17 protein-coding genes are annotated in these 22,894 nt (G+C 62.8%); 5 read left to right on the forward strand and 12 right to left on the reverse strand.

Features of this window, described 5'->3' with window-relative positions:
• Positions 1-4: 4 nt before the first annotated feature.
• Positions 5-1,513: an ABC transporter substrate-binding protein gene (locus tag C5J22_RS26425; protein ID WP_105440658.1), complete on the reverse strand. Its 1,509-nt coding sequence runs from the start codon at positions 1,511-1,513 to the stop codon at positions 5-7.
• A 170-nt stretch (positions 1,514-1,683) separates the two neighbouring features.
• On the opposite strand from C5J22_RS26425, the gene C5J22_RS26430 reads away from it, so the two are divergent.
• Together C5J22_RS26430 and C5J22_RS26435 are read left to right on the forward strand one after the other, a co-directional pair.
• Positions 1,684-2,634: a LysR family transcriptional regulator gene (locus C5J22_RS26430; protein ID WP_105440659.1), complete on the forward strand. Its 951-nt coding sequence runs from the start codon at positions 1,684-1,686 to the stop codon at positions 2,632-2,634.
• Between the two features lie 131 nt (positions 2,635-2,765).
• On the forward strand, positions 2,766-4,289 hold the full coding sequence (locus C5J22_RS26435; protein ID WP_105440660.1) for a sulfatase: 1,524 nt from the start codon (positions 2,766-2,768) through the stop codon (positions 4,287-4,289).
• 9 nt (positions 4,290-4,298) lie between these two features.
• On the opposite strand, the gene iolB is transcribed toward C5J22_RS26435, so the two are convergent.
• The 5 genes from iolB to C5J22_RS26460 all read right to left on the reverse strand — a co-directional run bounded on the left by iolB (position 4,299) and on the right by C5J22_RS26460 (position 10,704).
• Positions 4,299-5,108: a 5-deoxy-glucuronate isomerase gene (iolB, locus tag C5J22_RS26440; protein WP_105440661.1), complete on the reverse strand. Its 810-nt coding sequence runs from the start codon at positions 5,106-5,108 to the stop codon at positions 4,299-4,301.
• Entirely contained in the window at positions 5,105-6,016 is a 912-nt protein-coding gene (gene iolE / locus C5J22_RS26445) for a myo-inosose-2 dehydratase (protein ID WP_105440662.1), read from the reverse strand. Before iolE ends, iolB begins: the two co-directional genes overlap by 4 nt.
• A gap of 1 nt (position 6,017) precedes the next feature.
• A complete protein-coding gene (gene iolD / locus C5J22_RS26450) occupies positions 6,018-7,841 on the reverse strand; it encodes a 3D-(3,5/4)-trihydroxycyclohexane-1,2-dione acylhydrolase (decyclizing) (RefSeq protein ID WP_105440663.1) in 1,824 nt (607 codons plus the stop codon).
• Positions 7,838-9,766, reverse strand: a complete 1,929-nt coding sequence (iolC, locus tag C5J22_RS26455; protein WP_105440664.1) for a 5-dehydro-2-deoxygluconokinase — start codon at positions 9,764-9,766, stop codon at positions 7,838-7,840. Before iolC ends, iolD begins: the two co-directional genes overlap by 4 nt.
• 125 nt (positions 9,767-9,891) lie before the next feature.
• Positions 9,892-10,704 (reverse strand): MurR/RpiR family transcriptional regulator, encoded by an 813-nt coding sequence (locus tag C5J22_RS26460; protein ID WP_105440665.1) that lies wholly within the window; start codon positions 10,702-10,704, stop codon positions 9,892-9,894.
• A 166-nt stretch (positions 10,705-10,870) separates the two neighbouring features.
• Between C5J22_RS26460 and iolG the strand changes: the two genes are divergently transcribed.
• Positions 10,871-11,866 (forward strand): inositol 2-dehydrogenase, encoded by a 996-nt coding sequence (gene iolG / locus C5J22_RS26465; protein ID WP_105425329.1) that lies wholly within the window; start codon positions 10,871-10,873, stop codon positions 11,864-11,866.
• 239 nt (positions 11,867-12,105) lie between these two features.
• Positions 12,106-13,146, forward strand: coding sequence for a LacI family DNA-binding transcriptional regulator (locus tag C5J22_RS26470; RefSeq protein ID WP_105440699.1), 1,041 nt, complete (start codon positions 12,106-12,108; stop codon positions 13,144-13,146).
• Between the two features lie 3 nt (positions 13,147-13,149).
• Here C5J22_RS26470 and C5J22_RS26475 read toward each other — a convergent pair whose 3' ends face one another.
• The 6 genes from C5J22_RS26475 to C5J22_RS26500 are packed head-to-tail and all read right to left on the reverse strand — an operon-like array spanning position 13,150 to position 21,289.
• Complete coding sequence (locus tag C5J22_RS26475) at positions 13,150-14,208, reverse strand: carbohydrate ABC transporter permease (protein ID WP_105440666.1); 1,059 nt, start codon at positions 14,206-14,208, stop codon at positions 13,150-13,152.
• Between the two features lie 2 nt (positions 14,209-14,210).
• Complete coding sequence (locus C5J22_RS26480; RefSeq protein WP_105440667.1) at positions 14,211-15,206, reverse strand: carbohydrate ABC transporter permease; 996 nt, start codon at positions 15,204-15,206, stop codon at positions 14,211-14,213.
• A complete protein-coding gene (locus C5J22_RS26485) occupies positions 15,193-16,311 on the reverse strand; it encodes an ABC transporter ATP-binding protein (protein WP_105440668.1) in 1,119 nt (372 codons plus the stop codon). Before C5J22_RS26485 ends, C5J22_RS26480 begins: the two co-directional genes overlap by 14 nt.
• Positions 16,299-17,663 (reverse strand): glycoside hydrolase family 28 protein, encoded by a 1,365-nt coding sequence (locus C5J22_RS26490; protein ID WP_105440669.1) that lies wholly within the window; start codon positions 17,661-17,663, stop codon positions 16,299-16,301. Before C5J22_RS26490 ends, C5J22_RS26485 begins: the two co-directional genes overlap by 13 nt.
• Positions 17,660-18,754, reverse strand: coding sequence for a glycoside hydrolase family 105 protein (locus tag C5J22_RS26495; RefSeq protein ID WP_105440670.1), 1,095 nt, complete (start codon positions 18,752-18,754; stop codon positions 17,660-17,662). The genes C5J22_RS26490 and C5J22_RS26495 overlap by 4 nt, the downstream gene beginning before the upstream one ends.
• Before the next feature lie 15 nt (positions 18,755-18,769).
• Positions 18,770-21,289, reverse strand: a complete 2,520-nt coding sequence (locus C5J22_RS26500) for a hypothetical protein (RefSeq protein WP_105440671.1) — start codon at positions 21,287-21,289, stop codon at positions 18,770-18,772.
• 194 nt (positions 21,290-21,483) lie between these two features.
• On the opposite strand from C5J22_RS26500, the gene C5J22_RS26505 reads away from it, so the two are divergent.
• The gene (locus C5J22_RS26505; protein ID WP_105440672.1) at positions 21,484-22,761 is read left to right on the forward strand and encodes an ABC transporter substrate-binding protein; all 1,278 of its coding nucleotides are present in this window, start codon (positions 21,484-21,486) and stop codon (positions 22,759-22,761) included.
• The last annotated feature ends 133 nt before the right edge of the window (positions 22,762-22,894 follow it).

Consider the following 22,894-nt stretch of genomic DNA (forward strand, 5'->3'; position numbering starts at 1 on the left):
GAGCTCACTTTGCGGGCGCATAATTGCGCGGCCAAGGCACGATGTTCTGTGCCTGCATCTGGACCTTCACCTGCGCGTTGGAAATGTAGATGCTGTCGATGCGGAACCAGGGCGCAAAGAAGGCATTCTCGACCATGTATCGATTGGCGGCCTGCATCGCGGCATTCTGATCCTGGCCCGGAGGCGTATACTGGGCGGTCTTCAGCAGAGCCTCCAGCTTTTCGTCCTTTGCCTTGGAGGTATTCCAGGGAGAGTTTGCGAAGGCAAATTTGTTGAAGTCGGCCCAGGGCGACTGGCTGCCCAGACGGAAGAGGAACATCGGGTATTTACCAGACAGCAACTCGGCGATCGTGACGTTCGGCGGAACTTTCACCCAGCTGACGGTGACGCCGATATCCTTGAGCTGCTGTGTGATGATCGGGGTGTAGGGAGCAAGCGTGCCGATATCCGGCATCGTGACGCTGAAACCGTTTGGATAACCTGCTTCGGCAAGCAGGGCACGGGCCGCCTTCGGGTCATATTGATAGGTCCCGTCGAGCGACGGATCAAATGCCTCGCTCGGCGGGACGAAAGGCTGATCCGTGACCTCGCCATAACCCCTGGCGACGAATTTCAGGATCGCTTTTTCATCGAATGCCATATTGAGCGCGCGCCGGACGCGGACGTCGGACAGCGCCTTCACCATTTTTCCGTCGCGGTCGGAGAGAAACAGACCCAGCCAGTCCACGGGCAGTCTGGAAACCGTCAGCTTGCTCGCCTCGGCCTCGGTGACGACCTGCCCTTCGCCCGCGGCCGCATCCACCTGACCGGATTTCAGTGCATTCATCCGCGCGCTGAGATCGTTGATCGGCGTCATCGTCATGGTTTCGAACGGGAAGGCGCCGGCATTCCAATAATCCGGATTGCGCTTGTAGACGTATTGCCGCCCGGTCACCGAGCGCGCCGTGTCGTAGATGTAAGGCCCGGAGCCGATCGGGAGCATCTTGGAATCAGCCTTGCCGAGCGTCGCAGGGCTCGCCATCGCGCCGCCGACGGTCGCCAGATTGAAGAGCATGCCCGGATCCGGCTCCTTGAGGTGCAGCTTTACCTCGGCAGGGCCTACGATCTCGACATTCTTGATGGCGCCAGCCATCCAGGTGTTCTGCCCGACGCCATCGCGCAGGTATTCGAGGTTTGCCTTCACCGCCTCCGCGTTGAAGGATGTCCCATCGGTGAACTTGACGCCTTCGCGCAGCTTGAGCGTCAGCTCCGTGCCCTCGCCGTTGAAGCGCCATTCGGTGGCCAGGTTCGGCATCGTCTTGCCGTCTGGGGCCGTATAAAGCAGCGTGTCGAAAACCGGCATCCAATATTGGGCGCGATGGCCGATGGAAAGGCCGGCACGGTCGAAGGTGTCGTTATCCAGAATGCCGGCGAGCGCAAGCGTCTCGGGATTGTTCCCGACCTCTGCTTGGGCGACTGGCGGCACGGATAAAAAAGCCGCCGTCAAGGCGGACAAAATCAATCGGTTTCGCATGCTCTCCTCCCCGAGAGCCTGACTTGCCCGCTCCCCGGCCAGACAGGCTGCATGTAGCGAATAAGATTCTGCCAGATACATATTCTTGGCGTTCCGAAGCCATACCAGTTGAGGCAATGCACGAAAAATGCAATTAACGGCGTGACCGATAAACGAAGCTTATCACTGCCATGCTGGATCAGATCACCCACCTCTTCCGTCTGCAGGCGATCGTGGAGGAAGGCAGCCTCCGTCGTGCTGCCGAGCGGCTGAACCTCACGCAGCCCGCTTTGTCTCGATCTCTCGCCCAGTTGGAGGCCCATTTCGGGCGGCCGCTTCTGGAGCGGCACGCTCGCGGTGTCCGTCCGACGCTGTTCGGCGAGAGGGTTTTGTCGGAATCGCTGCGGATGATGCGTCACTGGGAAGTGGCCGAGCAGGAACTGATGTCCGACAGGGCAATAGGCAAGGCCTATCTGCGGATCGGCGCCGGACCGATGTGGCGCCCCGCAATCCTGCCGGAACTGCTCGTCGACATGCAGCGACGGTTCCCCAAGATCGTGTTCGAGCTCAGGAACAGCCGTTATGCGACCTCGATCACCGATCTCCTAGAGGGGCGCCTCGACATGCTGTTCACGGGAATGACGGTCGATGATCCGCAAGACTTCCGCCTCGTCGCGCTTCCGCTGACGAAAGTGATCAACAATGTCATGGCCCGCGAGGATCATCCGATCTTCGCCGCGCGCGATGCGGCAGGAGCAGTTCCGCCGGAGCGCCTGCTCGATTATCCCTGGCTCGTGCATTCCGAGCTCCCGATCTATCAGGCCACTACGCAGCACGGTCTTTTCGAGCGGCTGGGACGGGAGCCCGATATCCGATTGAGCTGCGAGAGCCTGCATTCGACATTGTCCATCCTTCAGCGGAGCGATTGCCTCTGCCTGCTGCCCGATGCGGCCGTACTTGCGACGTCCTGCCCGCGCATCGTCCCGGTGCCGGTCAATCTCAGTTACAGGCACACGCGGACGGGGGTGATCTATCGCGAAGAACTCGGCGACTGGGCTCCGGTGCGCCGGCTGATCGCACTCTGCAGGGAGCTCTTTCATCTCGATAATCCACCGGAGGCCGGGCAAGGCGGTCAGCAGTGATCAGTTTTCAGCATCGCTTGCTTCTGAAATTGCATTATTTGGGCATGACCTGACGCTGTATCCTTGACCGAGGCGGACGGGTTCGATGGTTGCGACCATACGTATTCCTGCCGTATGCGAGGGAGGAAGACTTGCGACCGAATATCCTTTTCATCATGTCGGATGACCATGCCGCGCGGGCAATCTCGGCCTATGGCGCTGGTCTCAACCACACCCCCAATATCGACCGACTGGCGAAGGAGGGTGTGAGACATGACGCGACCTATGTGACCAATTCGATCTGCACGCCGTCGAGGGCTGCGATCCTGACCGGCACGCACAACCACGTCAATGGCGTCACGACGCTGGTGACCCACATGAACAATCGTCTTCCCAACGTAGCCAAGCTTTTGAAAGCGGCAGGATATCGCACCGGCATCTTCGGCAAATGGCATCTCGGCGAAGGGCCTCTCCACGAGCCGAAGGGGTTCGATGACTGGGCCGTCGTTCCAGGGCAGGGCGATTATTGGGACCCAGCCTTCATAGATCGTGATGGCCGGCGGCGAATTTCGGGCTATGTCACCGATATCATCACCGACAAGTCGATCGATTTCATCGAACAAGGCGACGGCCGGCCCTTCTTCCTGATGTGCCACCACAAGGCGCCTCACCGTAATTTCGTGCCCGACCACAAACACAATCATCTCTGGGCGGAGGAGGATCTTCCGCTGCCGTCGACGTTCAACGACGATTATTCCGGCCGGGCGGCGGCGGCCGCCGCCGCACGCATGCGCGTTCGCTCCGACCTCAACTGGGAGGACCTCGGGCTCGTGCAGCCGGAAGGGCCTGCCACCGTCACGGGCGAGCTGATGCTGGATCAGATCCCGGTTCGCCGCGTGCCGGACCTTAAAAGTGGCGAAAGCATCACCGTGGTATGCGCTTCGACCGGCCGGAACTACACCTTCACTGATCCACAGGCTTTCGCGGAATTCAAATACCAGCGTTATATGAAGCGCTACCTCCGGACGGTTCAGTCGATCGACGACAATGTCGGCCGCCTGCTCGACTATCTCGACGAAAAAGGCCTGAGCGAGAACACGCTGGTGATCTACACCTCCGACCAGGGCTTCTTCCTTGGTGAGCACGGCTGGTTCGACAAGCGTTTCATGTATGAGGAAAGTCTGCAGATGCCGTTTTTGGCGCGTTACCCGGCGGCGATCCCGGCCGGCACGACCAGTCGCGATCTCGCCTGCAACGTCGATTTTGCGCCCACCTTCCTGGACTATGCCGAGGTGCGGACGCCTTCCTTCATGCAGGGTCGGTCGATGCGACCCGTGCTGGAGGGGCGGACTCCGGACGACTGGCAGCAATTGGTGTACCATCGCTATTGGATGCACAACGATGCCATTCACGGCGCCTGGGCGCATTACGGGGTGCGCGACGCCCGCTACAAGCTCATCTACTGGTACAATGACGATCTGGGACAGCCAGGCGCTCGACCGAACGGCGCCCCGCCGGAATGGGAATTATTCGACTGCGTGGAAGATCCGCACGAGTTGCGGAACGTCGCCGACGATCCGGCCTATGCGGGCGTTTTCCGCGAGATGCTCGACAAGCTCGACACCCAGATGGCCGAGATCGGCGACATCGCCGAGCATCCCAGGGAACTGATTTAGCCAACCGGCTTAGGGATTGTCCCTTCTGAAGATCCAGTCATGGTCCGGGTGGTTCTTGAACCGCCATTTGCGGATCGGGCCGGCCATGACGTTCAGATAATACATCTCGTAGCCATAAGGCGCGCCGCAGGGATGATGGCCCTTCGGCACCAGCACGAGATCGTGGTCCGAAACGGCCATGGTCTCGTCAAGCGAGCCGTCTTCGGTGAAGACCCGCTGGAAACCGAACCCCTGCGCCGGGTTCAACCGGTGGTAATAGGTTTCTTCCAGATAGGTCATGTCGGGGAAATTGTCCTCGTCATGCCGGTGTGGCGGATAGGAGGACCAATTGCCGGGCGGGGTGAACACCTCGGTCACCAGAAGGCTGTCGGCGACATCCCGCTCTTCCATGGCGATCGGGAAGATGTAACGGGTATTGGCATCCCTGCCGCGGGTATTGAGGGAAAGCCCTTCCGGCCCGATCACCGCCGCTTCGCGTCCGGGCTTGGCCGGCGCGGTGCAGACCGCGAGCGTGCATTCGGTGGTCGCTTTGGCGCTCCAGTCGGAACCAGCGGGCACATAGACGCAGTGCGGCGGCTTGCGCTCGAAGACGTTCATCCGGTCGCCGAGTTCGCCGAAAGCCTTGCCGCCTCCAGAAATATCCGCCCTGCCCTCGACCAGCACGAGGATGACTTCCGTCTCGCCTGTCTTTTCGGCAGCACTTTCGCCCGGCTTCAGGCGGTAGAGGCCAAAGCCGACATAACCCCAGCCGGCATCCTTCGGCGTGACGTCATGCACCTTGCCGGATACGCCCTTCGGCTTGCGCAGCAGGATCGTCATGCTTTGCCCCTCCCCTTGTCGAGGCCGGCTGCCTGCGCCATCGCCTTCAGCGAGGAAAGACCCATGCTCTGGTATTCGAAGGGATTGCGCACGTCCGGATCCTGTTCGGCCTCGATCACCAGCCAGCCCTCATAGCCGTGCTCGGCGGCGATCTTCAGCACCGGCGGAAAACTGACGCCACCTTCCTTGTCGCCCGGGACGGTGAAGACGCCACGGCGAACGCCTTCGAGAAAAGAAAGCCCTTCGCTCCGCACCTGCGCGGCGATGTCGGGGCGGACGTTCTTGGCATGGATATGCCCGACGCGGGCCATGTGGTTTTTTGCAGCGCGCTCGGGATTGCCGCCACCGAACAGGCAATGGCCGGTATCGAGCAGAAGTTTCGCGTGCGGGCCAGTATTTGCCATCAGCCTGTCGATCTCGTCTTCGCTTTCGACAATCGTGCCCATGTGGTGGTGGTAGACAAGCGTGACGCCCTGCCCGGCCGCAAACTCCGCCAGCGCCTCGACGCCGGCGCCGAAGGATTTCCACGCGCTGTCGGGGAGTTTCGGGCGGTCGTTGACCGCCCTGCCGTCGTCGCCGTGGATGGCGTTCGAGGTCTCGCAGACGATGATGACTTTCGAACCCATCGCCTTGAGGAGGTCGAGCGCCGGCTGCATCGCTCGTTTCTCATCCTCGACCGAGTTGACGAGCAGGTTCAGCGAATGCCAGCCGGAAACATAGCGCAGCCCGCGCGGCTCCAGCACGGCCTTCAATGCCCCCGGCTCCTGCGGGAACTTGTGGCCCTTCTCGATGCCGTCGAAACCGATCTTCGCGGTCTCGTCGAGGCACTGGTCGAGGCTGATATGGGCGCCGAGCGAACGGTCGTCATCATTCGACCAGGCAATGGGGTTGGTACCGTAGAGGATCATGTCAGCGTCTTTCCTTGAGTGCCGCCTCGTAGGCGGCGCGAGCTTGCGTGACTTCAGCGCGGTCCGAAACCTCCGGCACAGCGACGTCCCACCAGTACCCCCCGCCTTCGGGCGTCGGATAAGGATCGGTGTCGATGACAACAACGGTTGCGACCTTGGCTTCCCGCGCGCCGTTCAATGCCGCTTCCAGATCGGCGATCGAGGAGACCTTGCGGGCATCGGCGCCCATGGCGGCGGCATGGGCGGCAAAATCGATCTGCATCGGGTTTGCCTGGTTGGTGTGCGCATAGAGATTGTTGAACTGCTCGCCGCCGGTCGCCATCTGCAGCCGGTTGATGCAGCCGTAGCCGCGGTTGTCGGTGATCACGACGGTGATCTTGACGCCCATGGCGACGGCCGTCGCGAGCTCCGAGTTCATCATCATGTAGGAGCCGTCGCCGACCATGACGATCACGTCGCGATCCGGCTCCGCCATCTTGATGCCGAGCCCGCCGGCGATCTCGTAGCCCATGCAGGAGAAGCCATATTCCATGTGATAGGAGAGCGGCCTGCCTGCCTTCCAGAGCTGGTGCAGCTCGCCCGGCATGGTGCCGGCGGCGCACATGACGACCGTATTGTCGCGCGAGGCGCGTTGCACCGCGCCGATCACCTGCATGTCGGTCGGCAGAAGATTGCCGTCCTTGGGGGCAGCGGTGACCGCATCCGCCTTGGCGAACCAGTCCTCCTTGAGGCCGGCACCCACTCCCCGGAAACGGTGATCGCCGAGCGCCGCACTCATCAGCTCCAGCCCGACCTTCGCGTCCGAGACGAGCGGGATCGCTTCGTGCTTGGCGCTGTCATAGGGCTGGACATTGAGCGACAGGATACGGCGCGTGGGATTCTTGAAGAGCGCCCAGGAGCCGGTGGTGAAATCCTGGAACCGGGTGCCGACGCCAATCACCAGATCGGCACTTTCGCAAACGGCATTGGCGCTCGAAGCGCCGGTCACGCCGACTGGGCCGAAATTGGATGCATGGTCCCAGGGCAGCGCCGACTTGCCGGCCTGCGTCTCGACGACCGGGATATTGTGCCGGCTCGCAAACGCCGCGAGCGTCCCGGTCGCGCCGGAAAAATGCACGCCGCCGCCGGCAACGATGACCGGGTTCTTTGCGGCCCTGATCGCCTCGACCGCACGCCCAAGCTCGTTCTCATCCGGCCGCGGCCGGCGCCAATGCCAGGTCTTCGGCTCGAAGAAGCTTTCCGGATAATCATAGGCCTCGGCCTGTGTGTCCTGGCAGAAGGCCAATGTCACCGGTCCGCAATCGGCCGGATCGGTCAGGGTCCGCATGGCACGCGGCAGCGCGGTCAGAAGGTGTTCCGGCCGGCTGATGCGGTCGAAATAACGGCTGACCGGCCGGAAGCAGTCGTTGACGCTGGCAAGACCGTCGCCGAAATCCTCGATCTGCTGCAGGACAGGATCCGGGCCGCGATTGGCAAAGACGTCGCCCGGAATGAAAAGCACCGGCAGGCGGTTCACATGTGCCAGTGCCGCCGCCGTCACCATGTTGAGCGCACCCGGTCCGATCGACGAGGTCACCGCCATCGCTCGGCTGCGGCGCAGCTGTTTGGAATAGGCGATCGCCGCATGGGCCATCGACTGCTCGTTCTGGCCGCGATAGGTCGGCAGGTCCGACCGGATACCAGCCAGCGCCTCGCCCATGCCGGCGACGTTGCCGTGTCCGAAGATCGCCCAGACGCCAGCGATGAAGGGCACGCCCTCCTCCGTCATCTGGTTTGAGAGATAGCGTACCATCGCCTGCGCGGCGGTCAGTCTCACTGTTGTCATCGGCCGCTTCCTCCTCCGCTGCCGGCTCTTGCGCGCGCCGTGTCCCAGGCCGTGCAGAGTTCGCGGTATTTTCGCACCATGTCGGCCACTGCCTCGTCGTCGCCGATCGCGCCGGCAAACCAACGCCGCGCCGCATCTCCAAAAATCGTCCGACCGACGGCAAATCCCTTCACAAGATCAAAGCGTGCCGCCGTGGCAAAGCTTTCCTCCAGCTCCGCCATCGGCGCATCGAGCCCGAGCACGACGATACCGCGCACATAGGGATCATGCTTCTCGATCGCGGCGCAGGCATTCGCCCAGGCGGCCTCGCTCTTCATCGGTTCGAGCTTCCACCAATCGGGATAAACGCCGATCTCGTAGAAACGCCCGATGATATCGGCAACGGTCCGATCGCTGACCGGTCCGACCTTGGAGGGGATCACCTCCAGCAACATTTCCAGCCGGTTGCGGCGGGTGGCGGCAAACAGGCGCTGGATCACCTCTTCCTGTTTTTCCCGCATCTCGACCGGATCATCGGGATGGTAGAAGCACAGAACCTTGGCGACATTTTCGACCGGCCATTCGGTGATGCCACCGAAATCGGGACCAAGCTCGGGCTCCAGGGTCAGCGGGCGAGAGCCCGGCCATTCCACCGGCCGGCCGATCCACAACCCCGTGCCGGTTGCCTTGTAAAGCGTCTCGCGGCCGAGCCGCCCGTCGCAGAGAATGCCGTAGCCCTGCCTGCCATCCGAGACGTCGAGCGCGGCCTTCAGGCAAAGCGCCTTGAAATCGTCGATCCGCTCCGAACTCTGGCCCGCCTCATCGGCAATGGTTTCGAGCTGCATGCGGTGATCGAAGGCGAAGACCCGCAATTGCGGCCACTCGCCCGTCCGGTTGGTCGACCAGTGCACCTGCTCCAGCGCGCCGTCCTTGCGCAGCGCCCTGTCCCGGATGCCGGTGCGGAAGAAATACTGCAGCTCTTCCCAGCTCGGATAGGCCGGCGTGCAGCCGTGACGCGAGACGGCGAAGGCGCCGCAGGCATTGGCGTATTTCAGCGCCGTCGGCCAGTCCTCACCGGTGAGCCAGCCCTTCAGCAGGCCTGCCATGAAGCCGTCGCCGGCGCCGAGCACGTTGAAGACCTCGATCGGAAAACCCTGCCCCGTCTGGCCTTTGTCGAGGCTGTCGGGAATATCGCCTTCGAAGACGACGGCGCCCATCGGGCCGCGCTTGCAGACCAGCGTCGCGTTGGAAACGGTGCGAACCGCTCGCAGCGCCCCAAGCGTATCGGTCGAACCGCCGGCGATATGAAATTCCTCTTCCGTCCCGACCAGCAGGTCGAACAGATGCAGGCTCGATTGCAGCTTGGCGGTCACCTTGCCGGACTCGATGAAGCGGCTTTCGCCGGCCTCATGGCCCGCAAGGCCCCACAGGTTCGGGCGATAGTCGATGTCGAGGGCCGTGCGGGCGCCATTCTCGCGGGCGAGCCGCAGCGCCTTCAAGACGGCAGCCTCGGTGTTCGGGTGGGAAAGATGGGTACCCGTGGCGCAGACGCAGCCCGCCTCTGCAATAAAGCCCGAATCGATATCGTCTTCGCAAAGCGCCATGTCGGCGCAGTTCTCGCGATAGAAAATCAGCGGAAACTGGTGCTGGTCGCGGATGCCGAGCAAAACGAGCGCCGTCAGGCGCTCCGGATCGGTCTTGACGCCGCGCACGTCGACTTTCTCGCGAATCAGCTGCTCGCGAATGAACCGGCCCATATGCTCGGCACCGACGCGGGTGATCAGCGCCGATTTCAGCCCGAGCCTTGCCGCACCCGCGGCGATGTTCGTCGGCGAGCCGCCGATATATTTGTTGAAGGAGGCCATATCCTCCAGACGCCCGCCGACCTGCACGCCGTAAAGATCAACGGACGAACGGCCGATCGTGATGAGATCCAGTGACGCCAAGATTTCCTCCCTCGCGGCTGGGCTTTATGCCCGTCGATACCGCCCGGAACCGGCCGATCCTCCCCGGCCGCCTCCAATCAGAAATGGACTATAAATTCCATTTTTCTATTTTTCAACATAAACATTCACTCGGATCGTTTCGTGCCCACAGCCACCGACAGCACGATGGCCAAACAGAGCGTCGCCGACAGCGAGCGGAAAGCGCCGAAATCAACCTCCGAGATGGAAAGTGTGATCGCTTCGAACTTCCGCAAGGGGCTGACGATCGTATCGGTCAGAGCCACGACCGGGATGCCCCGCGCGCTCACTGCCTCGACCAAATCGACCGTCTCTGCCGAATAGGGGGAAAAGGTGACTGCCAGCAGCACGTCGCCGGTGCGGATGGCATTGTGATTGTCGAGCCCGCCGACGCCGGAATGCAGCATGGCCGGAACGTTCATCTTCTCGAATGCATAGGAGATGTAGCTTGCGACCGGAAACGAGCGCCTGAGGCCGATGATGTGGATCATCTGGGCCTTCGCCAGCGCCTCGACGGCGTCGTCCAGGGTCTTCGCGTCGATCGTCTTCAGGAGGTTTTCGAGCGAGGCGCGGCCGGCATCGACGAACTCGCCCAGCAGGGCGGAAGCGCTGCCCTCGGCCTTTTCCCGCAGATTTTTCAGCCGTGTCGAATAGTCCGGCCAGCCGCCGGCGTAGGACTCGCGAAACAGCCGCTGCATTTCGGAGAATCCGGAAAAGCCGAGGATCCGGCAGAAACGCATGAAGGCCGAAGGCTGCACGCCGGCCCCTTCCGCCATCTCGGCCACCGTGGACACCGCGATCCGGTCCTTGTTGGCCGCGACATACTCGGCGCATTGCCGCAGCCGTTTCGGCAGGCTCTCCGAAACGTCGATCAGCCGTTCTTCGAATTGCTTGATGCTGGCGGGCGCCCTGTCCTCCATTCGGTCCTTCCGTTTTCCTTGACATGGATGAAATCACAAACTAGCAAAATAGAACATATATTCCAAATTTCGATTTGGACAGTCTGAAACGCAGCAGGAAAAACGGCTGCGACGCCCGCGCAGGCGGGTCTGGCTGAAACAGCGGACAATGTCACGGGAGGACATCATGGTCACGAAACTGGCGCTTCTCGGCGCAGGCCGCATCGGCAAGGTCCATGCGCGCGCCATCGCGGAGGACAAGCGAGCGAAGCTCGTCGCGGTGGTGGATGCCATGACCGACGCGGCGCAGGCAATTGCCGACAGCACCGGCTGCAAGGTCAGCACGATCGACGCGGTCGAGGCTGATGGCGATATCGATGCCGTCATCATCTGCACGCCGACCAACACCCATGCGGACCTGATCGAACGCTTCGCCAAGGCCGGCAAGGCGATCTTCTGTGAAAAGCCGATCGACCTCGACGTGGACCGCGCCAAAGCCTGCGTCGAGACGGTTCGCAGGACCGGCGCCAAGGTGATGCTCGGTTTCAACCGCCGCTTCGATCCGCATTTCCGGGCCGTGCGACAGGCGATCGACGACGGCAGGATCGGTAAGGTGGAAATGGTGACAATCACCAGCCGCGATCCCGGCCCGCCGCCGGCGGAATACATCAAGGTGTCCGGCGGCATTTTCCGCGACATGACGATCCACGACTTCGACATGGCGCGTTTCCTGCTCGGCGAGGAAATCCACAGCGTCATGGCGTCCGGCGCGGTGCTGGTCGATCCGAAAATCGGCGAGCTTGGCGACTATGACAGCGCAAGCCTCATCCTGACGACGAAAAGCGGCAGGCAGGCCATCATCTCCAACTCCCGCCGGGCGAGCTACGGTTACGACCAGCGCATCGAGGTGCACGGATCGCTCGGCTCCGTCGCCGCCGAAAACCAGCGGCCGGTCTCGATCGAGATCGCCAACAAGGACGGCTATACCCGCCCGCCGCTGCACGACTTCTTCATGACCCGTTATACCGAGGCTTACGCGGCGGAAATTTCCGCCTTCATCGACAGCCTCGAAAGCGGCTCGGCCCCCTCGCCTTCCGCCGAAGACGGTGTGATCGCGCTGATGCTGGCCGACGCAGCCGTGCGGGCCGTCAAGGAAGGCAAGTCGATCGTCATCGACGAATAAAGTCCGGGGCATCTGAACAACACGGCGCGGCTTTCGACGAAAGGCCGCGTCAAGATTGTCTTGCGTTGAAGCCCCGTGAACATGCATGATGGACGGAGTTCATCGCATCAGGGGGATGAAGCATCGCTCCGGCAACGGGTCGTGCGCGGAGATATCCAAATGGCCTGCACGAACAATGCGAGACATTGTTTGCTCGCATCGGCGCTTCAAAAACCCAGCTTAAATCGAAAGAAATTCCGTTGAAAGCCAAGCTAGGCTTGAAAGATGTGGCTCTGGATGCCGGTGTTTCGCTCAGTACCGCGTCCCATGTTCTCAACGGAACCGCGCCGATATCCATAGAGGTTCGCGAGCGGGTGCTCAATTCCGCACAAAGGCTGGGATATCTGGAAAAGCGCAGGAGCCGGGCGACGATCGCCACGCTTCGCACCATCCTCCTGGCGATCACCAGCGATGCGGCGCCTCACAGCGACGTCAATCTCGTCAGCTGGACGATGCTCAACAGCCTGCGCCAGGAATGCGAACGCCTCAGCATCCGGATCGTGCCTTTCGTCAGCGCCGGCAGCCGGATCGACGCGAACGAGGTGCGCCGCATGGCGCAGGCCGAAAACGTCGACGGCATCGTCATCCTCAACGACGACCGGCCGGAACTGATCCGCGCCCTTGCCGCGGGACGTGCGCCGCTCGTCATCCTGAACGGCGAGGACCCTTCGATGCTCGTCGATACGGTCACCGGTGAAAACCGCTTCGGCGCCAGGCAGGGAACCGAACACCTGCTGTCGCTCGGCCATCGCCGCATCCTGCATCTGACCTGGAAAGGCAGGACCACCATCCGCCGCCGGTATGACGGCTATGCCGATGCGCATCTCGCGGCCGGCCTTGCCGTATCGCCGGAGATGATCGTCGAGGCGGAGGGATACGAGCCCCACCAGGGCGAGCAGGCGATCCGCCAGCTGCTTTCCGAAAATGGCAGCCTGCGCGGCGCGACGGCGATCTTCTGCGCCGCCGACAATCTGGCGCTCGGCTGCCTGAGGGCGCTTGCGGCATTCGGCATGCGCGTGCCGGAGGAAATGTCCGTGCTCGGCTTCGACGATATCGTGCCCGGGGAATTCAGCACGCCGCCGCTCTCGACCGTCCAGTTGCCGACCGACCGGCTGGGGGCGGCCGCAATCAGCCTTCTGGAACAGCGGCTCGTCGCCAACGATCCGCTGCGGCCGGCCTACCGGCTGGAGCTCGGCTGCAAGCTGGTGCTGCGGGGCAGCGTCGCGCCGCCCCGCAGGTGAACCTCACTTCATTCCGGTGCCGGCGATGCCGGTGGTGATGTATTTCTGCAGGAACAGGAAGACGACCGTCACCGGCGCCAGGCTCAGGAAGGTCATGGCGAGGATGTAATTCCACTGCACGGAGAACTCCCCCTGGAAGGCGTTGAGCCCGACCTGCAGGGTGAAATTTTCGCGGCTGCTCAAGACAATCAGTGGCCAGAGGAAGTCGTTCCACCGCCAAAGGACGGAAAAGATCGCCAGCACCGCGAGCGCCGGCGCCGTCAGCGGCAGCACGATGCGCCAGAAGATCCGGAACTCGCTTGCCGCGTCGACACGGGCCGCCTCGATGAGTTCGTCGGGAATGGTGAGTATGTATTGGCGCAGCAGGAAGACGCCGGTCGGCGAGGCGATCGTCGGGATGATGATGCCCCAGAGACTGTCCACCAGGCCGACACCGACGACGACGAGATAGGCTGGGACCATGACCACCGTCAGGGGAATCATCAGCGTCGAGATGATCAGCACGAAGATCGCCTTCTCGCCGCGGAACCGGTATTTCGACAGCGCGAAAGCCGCAAGCGCGTTGACGACGAGTGTCAGCAGCGTCGCGACGAAGGTGACGAAGACCGAATTCTTCAAAAAGGTGAGGAAGTCGAACCTGGTGAGCGGATCGGTATAGTTCTCGGTGGCGATGGTGAGGCGCTGGACCGGCGACATGGTCTTGACGTCGACGCTGACCGGCGGTCCGGGATTGCTCGGATCGACCATCTGGGCCTTCAGCCCGATGCGCCGGACCATCGCCATCTCGCGCCGTTGGCCGTCGACGTCGACGGTCCAGAGGCTGAGCGGGGCGTCGAAGCCCGGTACGGTCTGCTGGACCGCCGCACGCGGCAGCAGCGTCGGCGGAAAGCGGGTGATCTCCGCGGCAGGCTTGAACGAGGAAAGCCCCGCCCAGACTACCGGAATGAGCACGGCAAGCGTGCCCAAGATCAGCCAGGCCCAGGAGAGAATATCGGTGACGCCAATCCGCCCCGGTCGGCGGGTGCGGGTCAGGAAGGCGATGGGTGAGAGGCCTTGCGACATGGTCAGGACTCCATCTTGCGGCCAAGCCGCAGCTGTATGAGCGTCAGGGCCAGCAGCACGAGACCCATCAGCACCGAGGCCGCCGAGGCGAGGCCGAAGAGGCGCAGGTCGCTGCCGAAAGCCATCTGGTAGATGTACTGCACGATAAAGCTGTTTGCGGTGCCGGGCCCGCCGCCATTGGTCAGCACCCAGGCTTCGTCGAAGATCTGGACCGAGCGGATCATCAGGAGGATCAGCACGACGAGCAGGTTCGGCCCGAGAAGCGGAAGCGTGATCCGCAAAAGCGTGCGCCGGGGCGAGGCCGCGTCGATCGCGGCAGCCTCGTAGAGATCCTTCGGAATGGCCTGCAGGCCGGCCAGAAGGATCAGCGTATAAAAACCCATGTGGAACCAGACCGAAACCACCACCACGAAGAAACGCGACCAGCCGACGTCCAGCAGGAAGATTTCCGGCGGTACGCCGAGCATCTGCAGGAAGGCGTTGAGCAGGCCGTTGCGGTCCAGGAACCACTTCCAGATCAGGCCGATGACGACCGGCGACAGCAGGACGGGATAAAAGAACATGGCCCGGAAGAAACCGCGCGCGGCCATCGCCCGGTTGAGGATGAGAGCCGTCACCAACGCCACGAGCAGGGTCGCGGCGACATTGAAGCCGACGAACCACAGTGTATTCCAGACCGCCGTCCAGAACAGGGATTCGCGGCAGCTCCCCGGACGAAGATAGTCCTCGCACTGCAGGAGCTGACGGAAATTGTCGAAGCCGACGAAAGGCCGCTCCGACACGAAAAGGCCGGTGCCGCCGGTAAAGGCGTAACCAACCGCAATCGCGATCGGCAGGAAGGTGAAGATGCCGAAAAGGATGAGGTTCGGCGCGAGGAACAGATAGGGCATCCGCTTCCTGCCCATCAGCCGCTCGAACCCGTTGATGGGCGCCTCGACGACGCCCATGACGAAGTCGAGGGCACGGCCGCCGAGATCTGTCGCCTTAGGCGTGCTCATGGACATCACTCCGTTGGCTAACGGATTGCGGCAGAGCCAAGCCGCTATCGGGATCGAAGACGTGCACCCGGCCGGATAGCGGCATGATCCGCAGAAGGTCGCCGGGCCGCGGCGCGAAATGGCCGGTCTGGTGGACGATGATCTGTTCGTCCCGCCCCTCGAGCGTCCCGTAGACATAGGTCTCGGTCCCAAGGCTCTCGTGATACTGGACGACGAACGGCAGTCCTTCATCGCCGACCGCAAAATGCGCAGGCCGTATGCCGACGAGCACAACCTGGCCTACTTTCGCCGCAGTGGGATCGATCGACGCAGTGAGCGGCGCGCCGTAGCCGACATCGACCGTCACCCCCGCCTCGCCGACCGCAGTCACCTTGCCCTTCAGCATGTTCATCCGCGGCGAGCCCAGGAACCCCGCCACGAAGAGGTTCCTCGGGTTGTCGAAGAGTTCGAGCGGCGTTCCGACCTGTTCGATCCGGCCGGCATTGAGCACGACGATCTCGTCGGCCATGGTCATCGCCTCCACCTGGTCGTGGGTGACGTAGATCATCGTCGTTCTCAGCTGCCGATGCAGCCGGGTGATTTCCGCCCTTGTCTGCACGCGCAGCGCCGCGTCGAGGTTCGAGAGCGGCTCGTCGAAGAGGAAGATATCGGGGTTGCGCACGATGGCGCGTCCGATCGCGACACGCTGGCGCTGGCCGCCGGAAAGCTGCCGTGGCTTGCGATCCAGATAGGGCTCGATCGCCAGCATGCGGGCCGCCTCCCCGATCCGGGTCTCGATTTCGCTGCGCTTGAACTTCAGGTTCTCGAGCCCGAAGGCGAGGTTCTTGCGCACGCTCATATGGGGATAGAGCGCATAGGACTGGAAGACCATGGCAATCTTCCGTTCCGCCGGCGAAAGCTGGACGACATCGCGCCCGCCGATCTCGATGCCGCCGGCGCTGATGTCCTCCAGCCCCGCGATGATCCTCAGAAGGGTCGACTTGCCGCAGCCGGACGGACCGACGAAAACGACGAACTTGCCGTTGTCGATGGTCAGGTCGATGCCGTGCAGAACGGTCAGCGCGCCGAACGCCTTGGTGACATTCGTAAGTTTCAGATTTCCCATTCCCTGCTCCCGTCAGGTTCGGTCACTTTATGGATGACGCTTTCGACGTTCCAGCCTTCCGGTATCGGTTGCGGCCTCTCGAAATGCGTCTCCTCGATCGTAATCTCCTCTATGCCGGCGGTAAAAAGCGCCGGCATGCCGCCCGGGTAGTCGACGAGGCCGACTACCCGTCCGTCCGCGCCCTTCGTCCATGCATTCGCACGGCCGGCAGCGTCCGCACTCGGTGCGATATCCGCGTTGGTCGGCCTCAGATCATAGCGAAGTCCGGTGCCGAGCGGACCTTTTCGCTGCCGCAGTCGCAGCCGCGAAAGCCTGACGCCCTCGATTCCTGCGGCGGAAGTCGAAACGAGCGCGATCGCTCCGTCCATTTGGCCGTGGAGGTCCTCGACGACGAGGTTTCGAACGACACCGGCCCGGCGGGTGGGGATGCGATCCACCACCGTCACCGTCAGCGCTTCGCCCGATCCCCAGAAGCCATCGAGCGTCTCGTGGCAATCGACCTCTATCCGGGAGAAGCGGATATTGGTCATATGCCCGCCGTCGCGCGAAAACAGCCCCAGTCCTCGGCTTGAATCGTGGATGCGGCAGTCCTCGAAGACGACATCGGTGAAATCGCCATAGGATTCCGTGCCGATCTTGAGCGCGCAGCTGTTGCTTTCGACCAGGCAGCGGCGCACGAGCACGTTTTCGCATTCTCCGATCGCCTGGCCGTCCGCCCCGGCGCTGGTTTTCAGGCAGATGCCGTCATCGGCCGTCGATATGATGCAGTCTTCCACCACCGCATGCCGGCAGGCGTCGAGCACGAGGCCGTCGGTATTCGGCATGCGCCGATTGTTCGATACCTTCACACCGCCGACATAGACGTCGTCGCAATTGACCAGGTGCAGCGTCCACATCGGCGAATCGACAATTTCCAATTGCTCGATCCGCACGCCGCGGCAGGATTCGAAGACCACCACCCGCGGGCGGAATTCCGCCGGGACAAAGGTGCCCATCGCCTCGTCATTGCCGGCGATGAAATGTTCGCCGCCTGCCTCGATCCATCCCGGGCCGGTCAAGGCTATGTCCGTCGCGTCTGCTGCGACGATCATGGCACGGTTCGACTTCTCGGCGACAACCGCAACCGATGTCTGCACGTAAGCCCCGTAGTCGGCAGCCGGGCGCAGGATCGCGCCGCTGGCCAGATGAAGCTCGACGCCGGATTGCAGCCGCAGGCCGCGCGTATTGTGGATGCCTTCGGCAAGTTCGACGCAGCCGCCGCCGCGCGCGGCCATCTGGTCGATCGCCGCCTGAATGCGCGCCGTCTCATCCTCCTGCACGGGCTCGATGAGAAGGGACGGGAACCTGTTCATGCGCCCTCCTCGCCCTCGAGCAGGACTTCCGTCAGCAGCAGCATCGTCAGCGCCTGCCCGTAAGGCGTCGGCAGGTTGGGGATCCGACGATAGAAATCGAGATCGTGCCCCATCGGCGTGCCATCCGAAACGCCCTGGACGACGCCCTCGTCATCGACCTGTGAGAGCACGGCCGCCAGCGCGAGCTCCGCATGCACCCGGTTGGAGGCATCGAGGATGCCCGCATCGATGCCGCGAAGGATGCCGTAGGCGATCCCGGCCGTCGCCGATGTTTCAAGAGGAGATGTCGGGTCGTCGAGCAGCGTATGGAACATGCCGTCGGGGCGCTGCAGTCGCTTCAGCGAGCGCACCTGGCTTGCAAGCACGTTCGACAGGAAACGCTTGTCCTTTTCCTCGAGATCGGGAACGAGCTCGAACAGTTCGGGAATGGCGACCGTGATCCAGGCGTTGCCGCGCGCCCAGAAGGCCTTGGCGAAATTGTGCCGGCCGTTGAAGGTCCAGCCGTGATACCAGAGCCCGGTGACCGGATCGGACAGATAGCGGGCATGCACCATGAACTGGTAGACGGCCTCGTCGATCCAGTCGCGACGCCCGCAGGCGACGCCCGCGCGTGCCAGAAACAGTGCGGCCATGAACAGCGTATCGTCCCAGAGCTCGCCGTCGTTCAGCCGTTCCTTGACGACGTGCTGAAAACCGCCGTCCTCGGTCTTCGGAAGCCGGTGGACAAGCCAGTCCGCCCAATCCTCCACAAGCGCGCGGAAATCCGGCCGGTCGACATGTTCGATAAGGATGGCGAGCGGCAGCATGGGTGCCGTGCTGTTGATCTGCCGCGGCGGCAGGCCCCGGCCGATTTGCCGGCCGTACCAGGCGACGAGATCGTCGATGGCCTTGCGGTCGCCGGCGGCAAGCGCGCGGCGCAGGAAGCCGTAGAGGCCGACGCCGACTTCCCAGTCCCATTCGTCGAACTGGATACCGCCGTCCGCATCGGCACCGGCAAGGCCTTCCTTGATGCCTTTGAGGCGGCTGAACGCAACCGCGACCTGATCGATCGTCTCCTGCAGGACCGGTTTGTTGAGGGTCATCGAATCCATCGTTCGGAATGTCCTTTATGCATAGAATGGATGGGCGCCATCGCCGGCGGTCGTGCTGTCATAGGTCAGGATCGGCACGGGCTGGTCGTGGAGGAAAGGTCGCGGCTCTCCGCCGACGGTGAATTCGCCAGCATAAGAGAGCACCAGTGTTTCGCGGTCCGGCGGCGAAAGACTCAGCATTTTGCTGTCGGTGTCGAACGAGATGGAGGTGGCGCGGATACGTTCGGCGAAACGACGGAAAGCGGCTTCATCGCCCGCGCCCACCACAGCCGCCCAGCCTGTGAGGGCACCCTCGGAGCGCACCTCGCGTCCGGCGGTCGCGCCGTCGGTCACGAGTTCAAGTCCGTTCGTGGCGTAGAGTGCCGCAAAGCCCCGGACCGAGCGGGTCAGGAGCCAGTTTCCGTCCATGACGACCTCGTCGAGGCCGTCGCGACCGAGATAGGCATGGGTCCAGGCGTGGCGCGTGCCTTCGGTGGCGGCAATCAGCAGGGCGACGTCGCGATATTGCATGACGCGCGGCAGAACGCCGTTGCCGGCCCAATAGGACGGGCGTTGTGTACCCCAGGGGTCGTCTTCGCCGGGATGGTTGACCCAGAGCCTCGCCATCGGGTGGCCCGCAAGCCGAATATCGAGCACGTGCTGCTGGTGGCCCCGCCGGCCGGTCTTGTGATCGACCACGGTCGAGAGCTGCGAGGCTTCCGTCTTGAAGAGCACGAGCTTGCCGCTTTCGAGCCCCTGGGCGTAACGTGCTTCTATCGAGCGTCCGGGCGCCAACTGGGCAAACTCCGGCAGGTCGGCTGGCGGCGCGTAGGAGCCGGCGCAGAACATCGGCAGGGACGCGACGCCGCCGTTCAGCCAGCCGCTGCCGAACGCTACGCGGGCGAATGGCGCCAGTTCCGTGAGCGGCCCGGCCCGCAGCTCCTTGTCGTAGGCCCGTCCCTGCGAGCCGGCGGGAACACCCGCCAGCGTATGCAGCGCGATCATCCGGAAGATCAAATCCAGCTGATGGCGGGCACGCGGGGCGATATCGTCCCCGCCCCAGCGTTCGAGGGCGAGCAGCCCGATGAAATCCACCGGATAATAAGCTGCGGAATTCCATTCGGCGAGGCCATGCGCCTCGACGCTGTCGAACCAGCGGCGAAGCCGGCCTTCCGCCAGCTGCGCTTGCTCGCGGCCCGTCCTGCCGGAAGCGGAGAACACGGTATCCCGCATCAACCTACCGGCGATCAACTGGCTGGTGTGGAAGCACAGGACGTGGTTCTCGCTCCAGAACCACATGACGTCGTTGCCGGGCTCGTCCACCCAGTAGCGGTAGCCGGCGACGGAGGCGCGGATATTTTCCACCGTCTCCGGTGCCAGGACATGCTCATATTCGCCGAGGAGCCAGAGGAGCGGCACCATCACGAAATCCGAGCAATCCTCCCGCCGGTCGATGATCTCGAGCGTGGCGGCGATGATCCTGTCCATCGCCTCGCGGTCGATCTCGCCGGTTGCAGCCATGGCAAGCACGCGGCCGATCCGCTCGGCGCCGAAACGGGCGCCGAAGATCAGCGCCTCACGCTTGCGCTCGGCAAGGGTGGCGGCGGCTTGCGGCAGGAGGAGGCCGCTCATGAAGGCGGCGTCGATATGGCGGGCGACGGCCGCGGCGCCGGAACCGATCTTCAGCCTGATGCCGTGATATCCGTCCGGCAGGCCTTTGATTGCAGGAGCGACAAGCCGTGTCTCGCCGGCACCCAGCATCAGGTCCGCCTTCGCCAGCACGGCCCGGTCATGACCATGACTGTAGACCTCGATGCCGACGAGCAGATCGGTCTCTGGCGGGGTGTCGAAGAGAATTTCCAGCGGGCGATCGACGAAAACGTCGACGGCGGGCCGGATGGCACGCGCGAGGAGCTCGAGCCGCCGAACCTCCTGCCGGTCCAGTGCGGTCGGCAGGGCGATGTCCAGCGGCTGGGTATCGGCCAGTTCCAGCTCGAAAAACCAGATCGTGTCCCGCTCCGCCAGGTCTTCGGTCAGCACAAGGACGTCATTGTCGCCGGCCTTCAGCGCCAGGACGATCCCCGTTTCGCTCTCGACATTGCGCCGGAAGGGCTCGAACCGCACCTGTTCCTCGCCATTCACCCAGATCCGCACGCCGCCGCAGGTTCTCAGCCGCATCGGGACGTCTCGGGCAGCCTCGGCGCGAAAACTGCCGCGCAACCAGCGGCCGACATGGGTGGGCACGTGCCAGAAGCCGGTGAACTCGACGCGGCGGTTCGGCCCCGGCAGGTTCAGGGAGACCGGCTTCCAGTCGTGCTCGGCAGGGATTTCCCGTCCGATCATCTGCGTCTGGAAGGCCTTCCGGCAAGGCAGGTCGCCGACATCCACGAAGCCGTTGATGAAGCGGTAGTTGACGCGATCTTCCGCCGGGGCCGGTTCACCTGGGAAATACGTCTGGCGCAAATCCGAGACCACCCACGCGGTGAAGGTTTCGCCCGGGGCGACATGATAGCTGGCACCGTTGGAACGGCCTGCGGCTGCAGGTGAGTGCTCCATGACTGCCTCCCTCAGATCATGAAAATCTTTTCATAAATTGAAACTCGAAGGTCAGCTTTGTGAGCAGTTTCGAATTTAGCGCGACAAGACAGCTTGACGTTTGGATTGTCAAGCTTCAAAAAGGAGAAATTCGAAGGAAAATCCGAAAGGAAACCTTCCGAATTGTGAAAATATTTTCATTGGGAGGATGAAAAATGCAGAGACTTCTATCAGGGATAAGTGCGTTCGTATTCTCGGCCTTCGCTCTTTCGGGCGCGGCCATGGCGGACGCCAAGACCATTACTTTCCTGTTCACCGACGACGACCAGGGTTATGTCGAGCGCATGGCCGCCTTGAGCAAGGAATTCGAGGCGTCACATCCCGACGTCAAGGTCAATTTCGTATCGTCCGGCTATGATGCGGTGGTGAAGCAACTGCCGGTCCAGCTGGCGGCAGGCAAGGGTCCGGATCTTGCCAAGATCACCGATTGGCAGCTCGCGCCCTATTATCTCGACATGCGTTCCCACATGAAGGACCCGGAAGCCTTCGCCAAGCTTCACGGGGACAGCCTCAACCAACTCCGCCTGCCTAACATCAACGACCCGAAGTCGATCAACGGCTACGTCGCGTCCCAGACGCTGAACCTGCCGTTCGTCAACAAGACCTTGTTCGAACAGGCCGGCGAGCCACTGCCCGGCCCCAAGGCCACGCTCAAGGAGATCGTCGAAGCTTCCGCCCGCGTCGCAAAGGCGACGGGCGCGCAGATCCCCTTCACCATGGACCGGTCGGGCCACCGTTTTTCCGGCGGCGCCTATTCCTACGGTTCGGTCTATGTGAAGGACGGCAAGTTCAATTTCCCGGATGCTGGCGCCCGCAAATATATCGCCGACCTCTATTCCTGGACCCAGAACGGCAGCTTTCCCAAGGAAATGTGGGGGGCAGCCGGCGGCTCGCAATACAAGAACATGGGCGATGAGTTCGTCAACGGCAATGTCGTCACCTATCTCGCCGGCAACTGGATGGTGAACCCCTTCCAGAAGAAGATCGGCAACGCCTTCCAATGGACGGCCATCAACGCACCCTGCGGCGATGCGGGTTGCTATGCAATGCCGGGTGCGACCGCGATCGTCGGCTTCAAGCGCACCGAACATCCCGAAGCGGTGGCGCAGTTCATCGAGTTTCTCGGCTCCGAGAAAGTGCAGCGCGAAATCGCCGAGACCTATGTCATCCTGACGGGAGCGGACATCAAGAACCCGCAATACAAGATCTCCAGCGACGACGCCAAGGCATCCATGGCGGTGTTTCTGGACAACAAGAAGAACGTTCCGCAGGCCGCGCGCGATTTCGAACGCATGAAGGGCGGGACGGCGATCTACCAGCAGATCGTCCAGCGCATGAGCCAGCTCATCGTTGGCGAATTGAGCCTGGAGGAAACCTACAAGAACCTCGAGGCTGACGCCGGCAAGATCAACGAGGCGCTGGCGGTCAAGTGACGATCCGGCATGCCGGGTGGCGATGCAACCCGGCATGCCTTACCTTGATCATCGCCAGCGTCTTGCTCGCGGCAACGGCCTGAAGACCAGATTGATCCAGGGTCATCGACCGCTCCCGGAGCGCCATCATGAC

This window comes from Neorhizobium sp. T25_13 (assembly GCF_002968675.1).
Taxonomy (GTDB): domain Bacteria; phylum Pseudomonadota; class Alphaproteobacteria; order Rhizobiales; family Rhizobiaceae; genus Neorhizobium; species Neorhizobium tomejilense.

Bases quoted from the DNA above. Each gene is read 5' to 3' on its own strand.
- C5J22_RS26425 (WP_105440658.1), bottom strand. From the start codon at position 1,513: ATGCGAAACCGATTGATTTTGTCCGCCTTGACGGCGGCTTTTTTATCC.
- C5J22_RS26430 (WP_105440659.1), top strand. From the start codon at position 1,684: ATGCTGGATCAGATCACCCACCTCTTCCGTCTGCAGGCGATCGTGGAG.
- iolB (WP_105440661.1), bottom strand. From the start codon at position 5,108: ATGACGATCCTGCTGCGCAAGCCGAAGGGCGTATCCGGCAAGGTGCAT.
- iolE (WP_105440662.1), bottom strand. From the start codon at position 6,016: ATGATCCTCTACGGTACCAACCCCATTGCCTGGTCGAATGATGACGAC.
- iolD (WP_105440663.1), bottom strand. From the start codon at position 7,841: ATGACAACAGTGAGACTGACCGCCGCGCAGGCGATGGTACGCTATCTC.
- C5J22_RS26460 (WP_105440665.1), bottom strand. From the start codon at position 10,704: ATGGAGGACAGGGCGCCCGCCAGCATCAAGCAATTCGAAGAACGGCTG.
- iolG (WP_105425329.1), top strand. From the start codon at position 10,871: ATGGTCACGAAACTGGCGCTTCTCGGCGCAGGCCGCATCGGCAAGGTC.
- C5J22_RS26475 (WP_105440666.1), bottom strand. From the start codon at position 14,208: ATGTCGCAAGGCCTCTCACCCATCGCCTTCCTGACCCGCACCCGCCGA.
- C5J22_RS26480 (WP_105440667.1), bottom strand. From the start codon at position 15,206: ATGAGCACGCCTAAGGCGACAGATCTCGGCGGCCGTGCCCTCGACTTC.
- C5J22_RS26485 (WP_105440668.1), bottom strand. From the start codon at position 16,311: ATGGGAAATCTGAAACTTACGAATGTCACCAAGGCGTTCGGCGCGCTG.
- C5J22_RS26490 (WP_105440669.1), bottom strand. From the start codon at position 17,663: ATGAACAGGTTCCCGTCCCTTCTCATCGAGCCCGTGCAGGAGGATGAG.
- C5J22_RS26495 (WP_105440670.1), bottom strand. From the start codon at position 18,754: ATGGATTCGATGACCCTCAACAAACCGGTCCTGCAGGAGACGATCGAT.
- C5J22_RS26500 (WP_105440671.1), bottom strand. From the start codon at position 21,289: ATGGAGCACTCACCTGCAGCCGCAGGCCGTTCCAACGGTGCCAGCTAT.
- C5J22_RS26505 (WP_105440672.1), top strand. From the start codon at position 21,484: ATGCAGAGACTTCTATCAGGGATAAGTGCGTTCGTATTCTCGGCCTTC.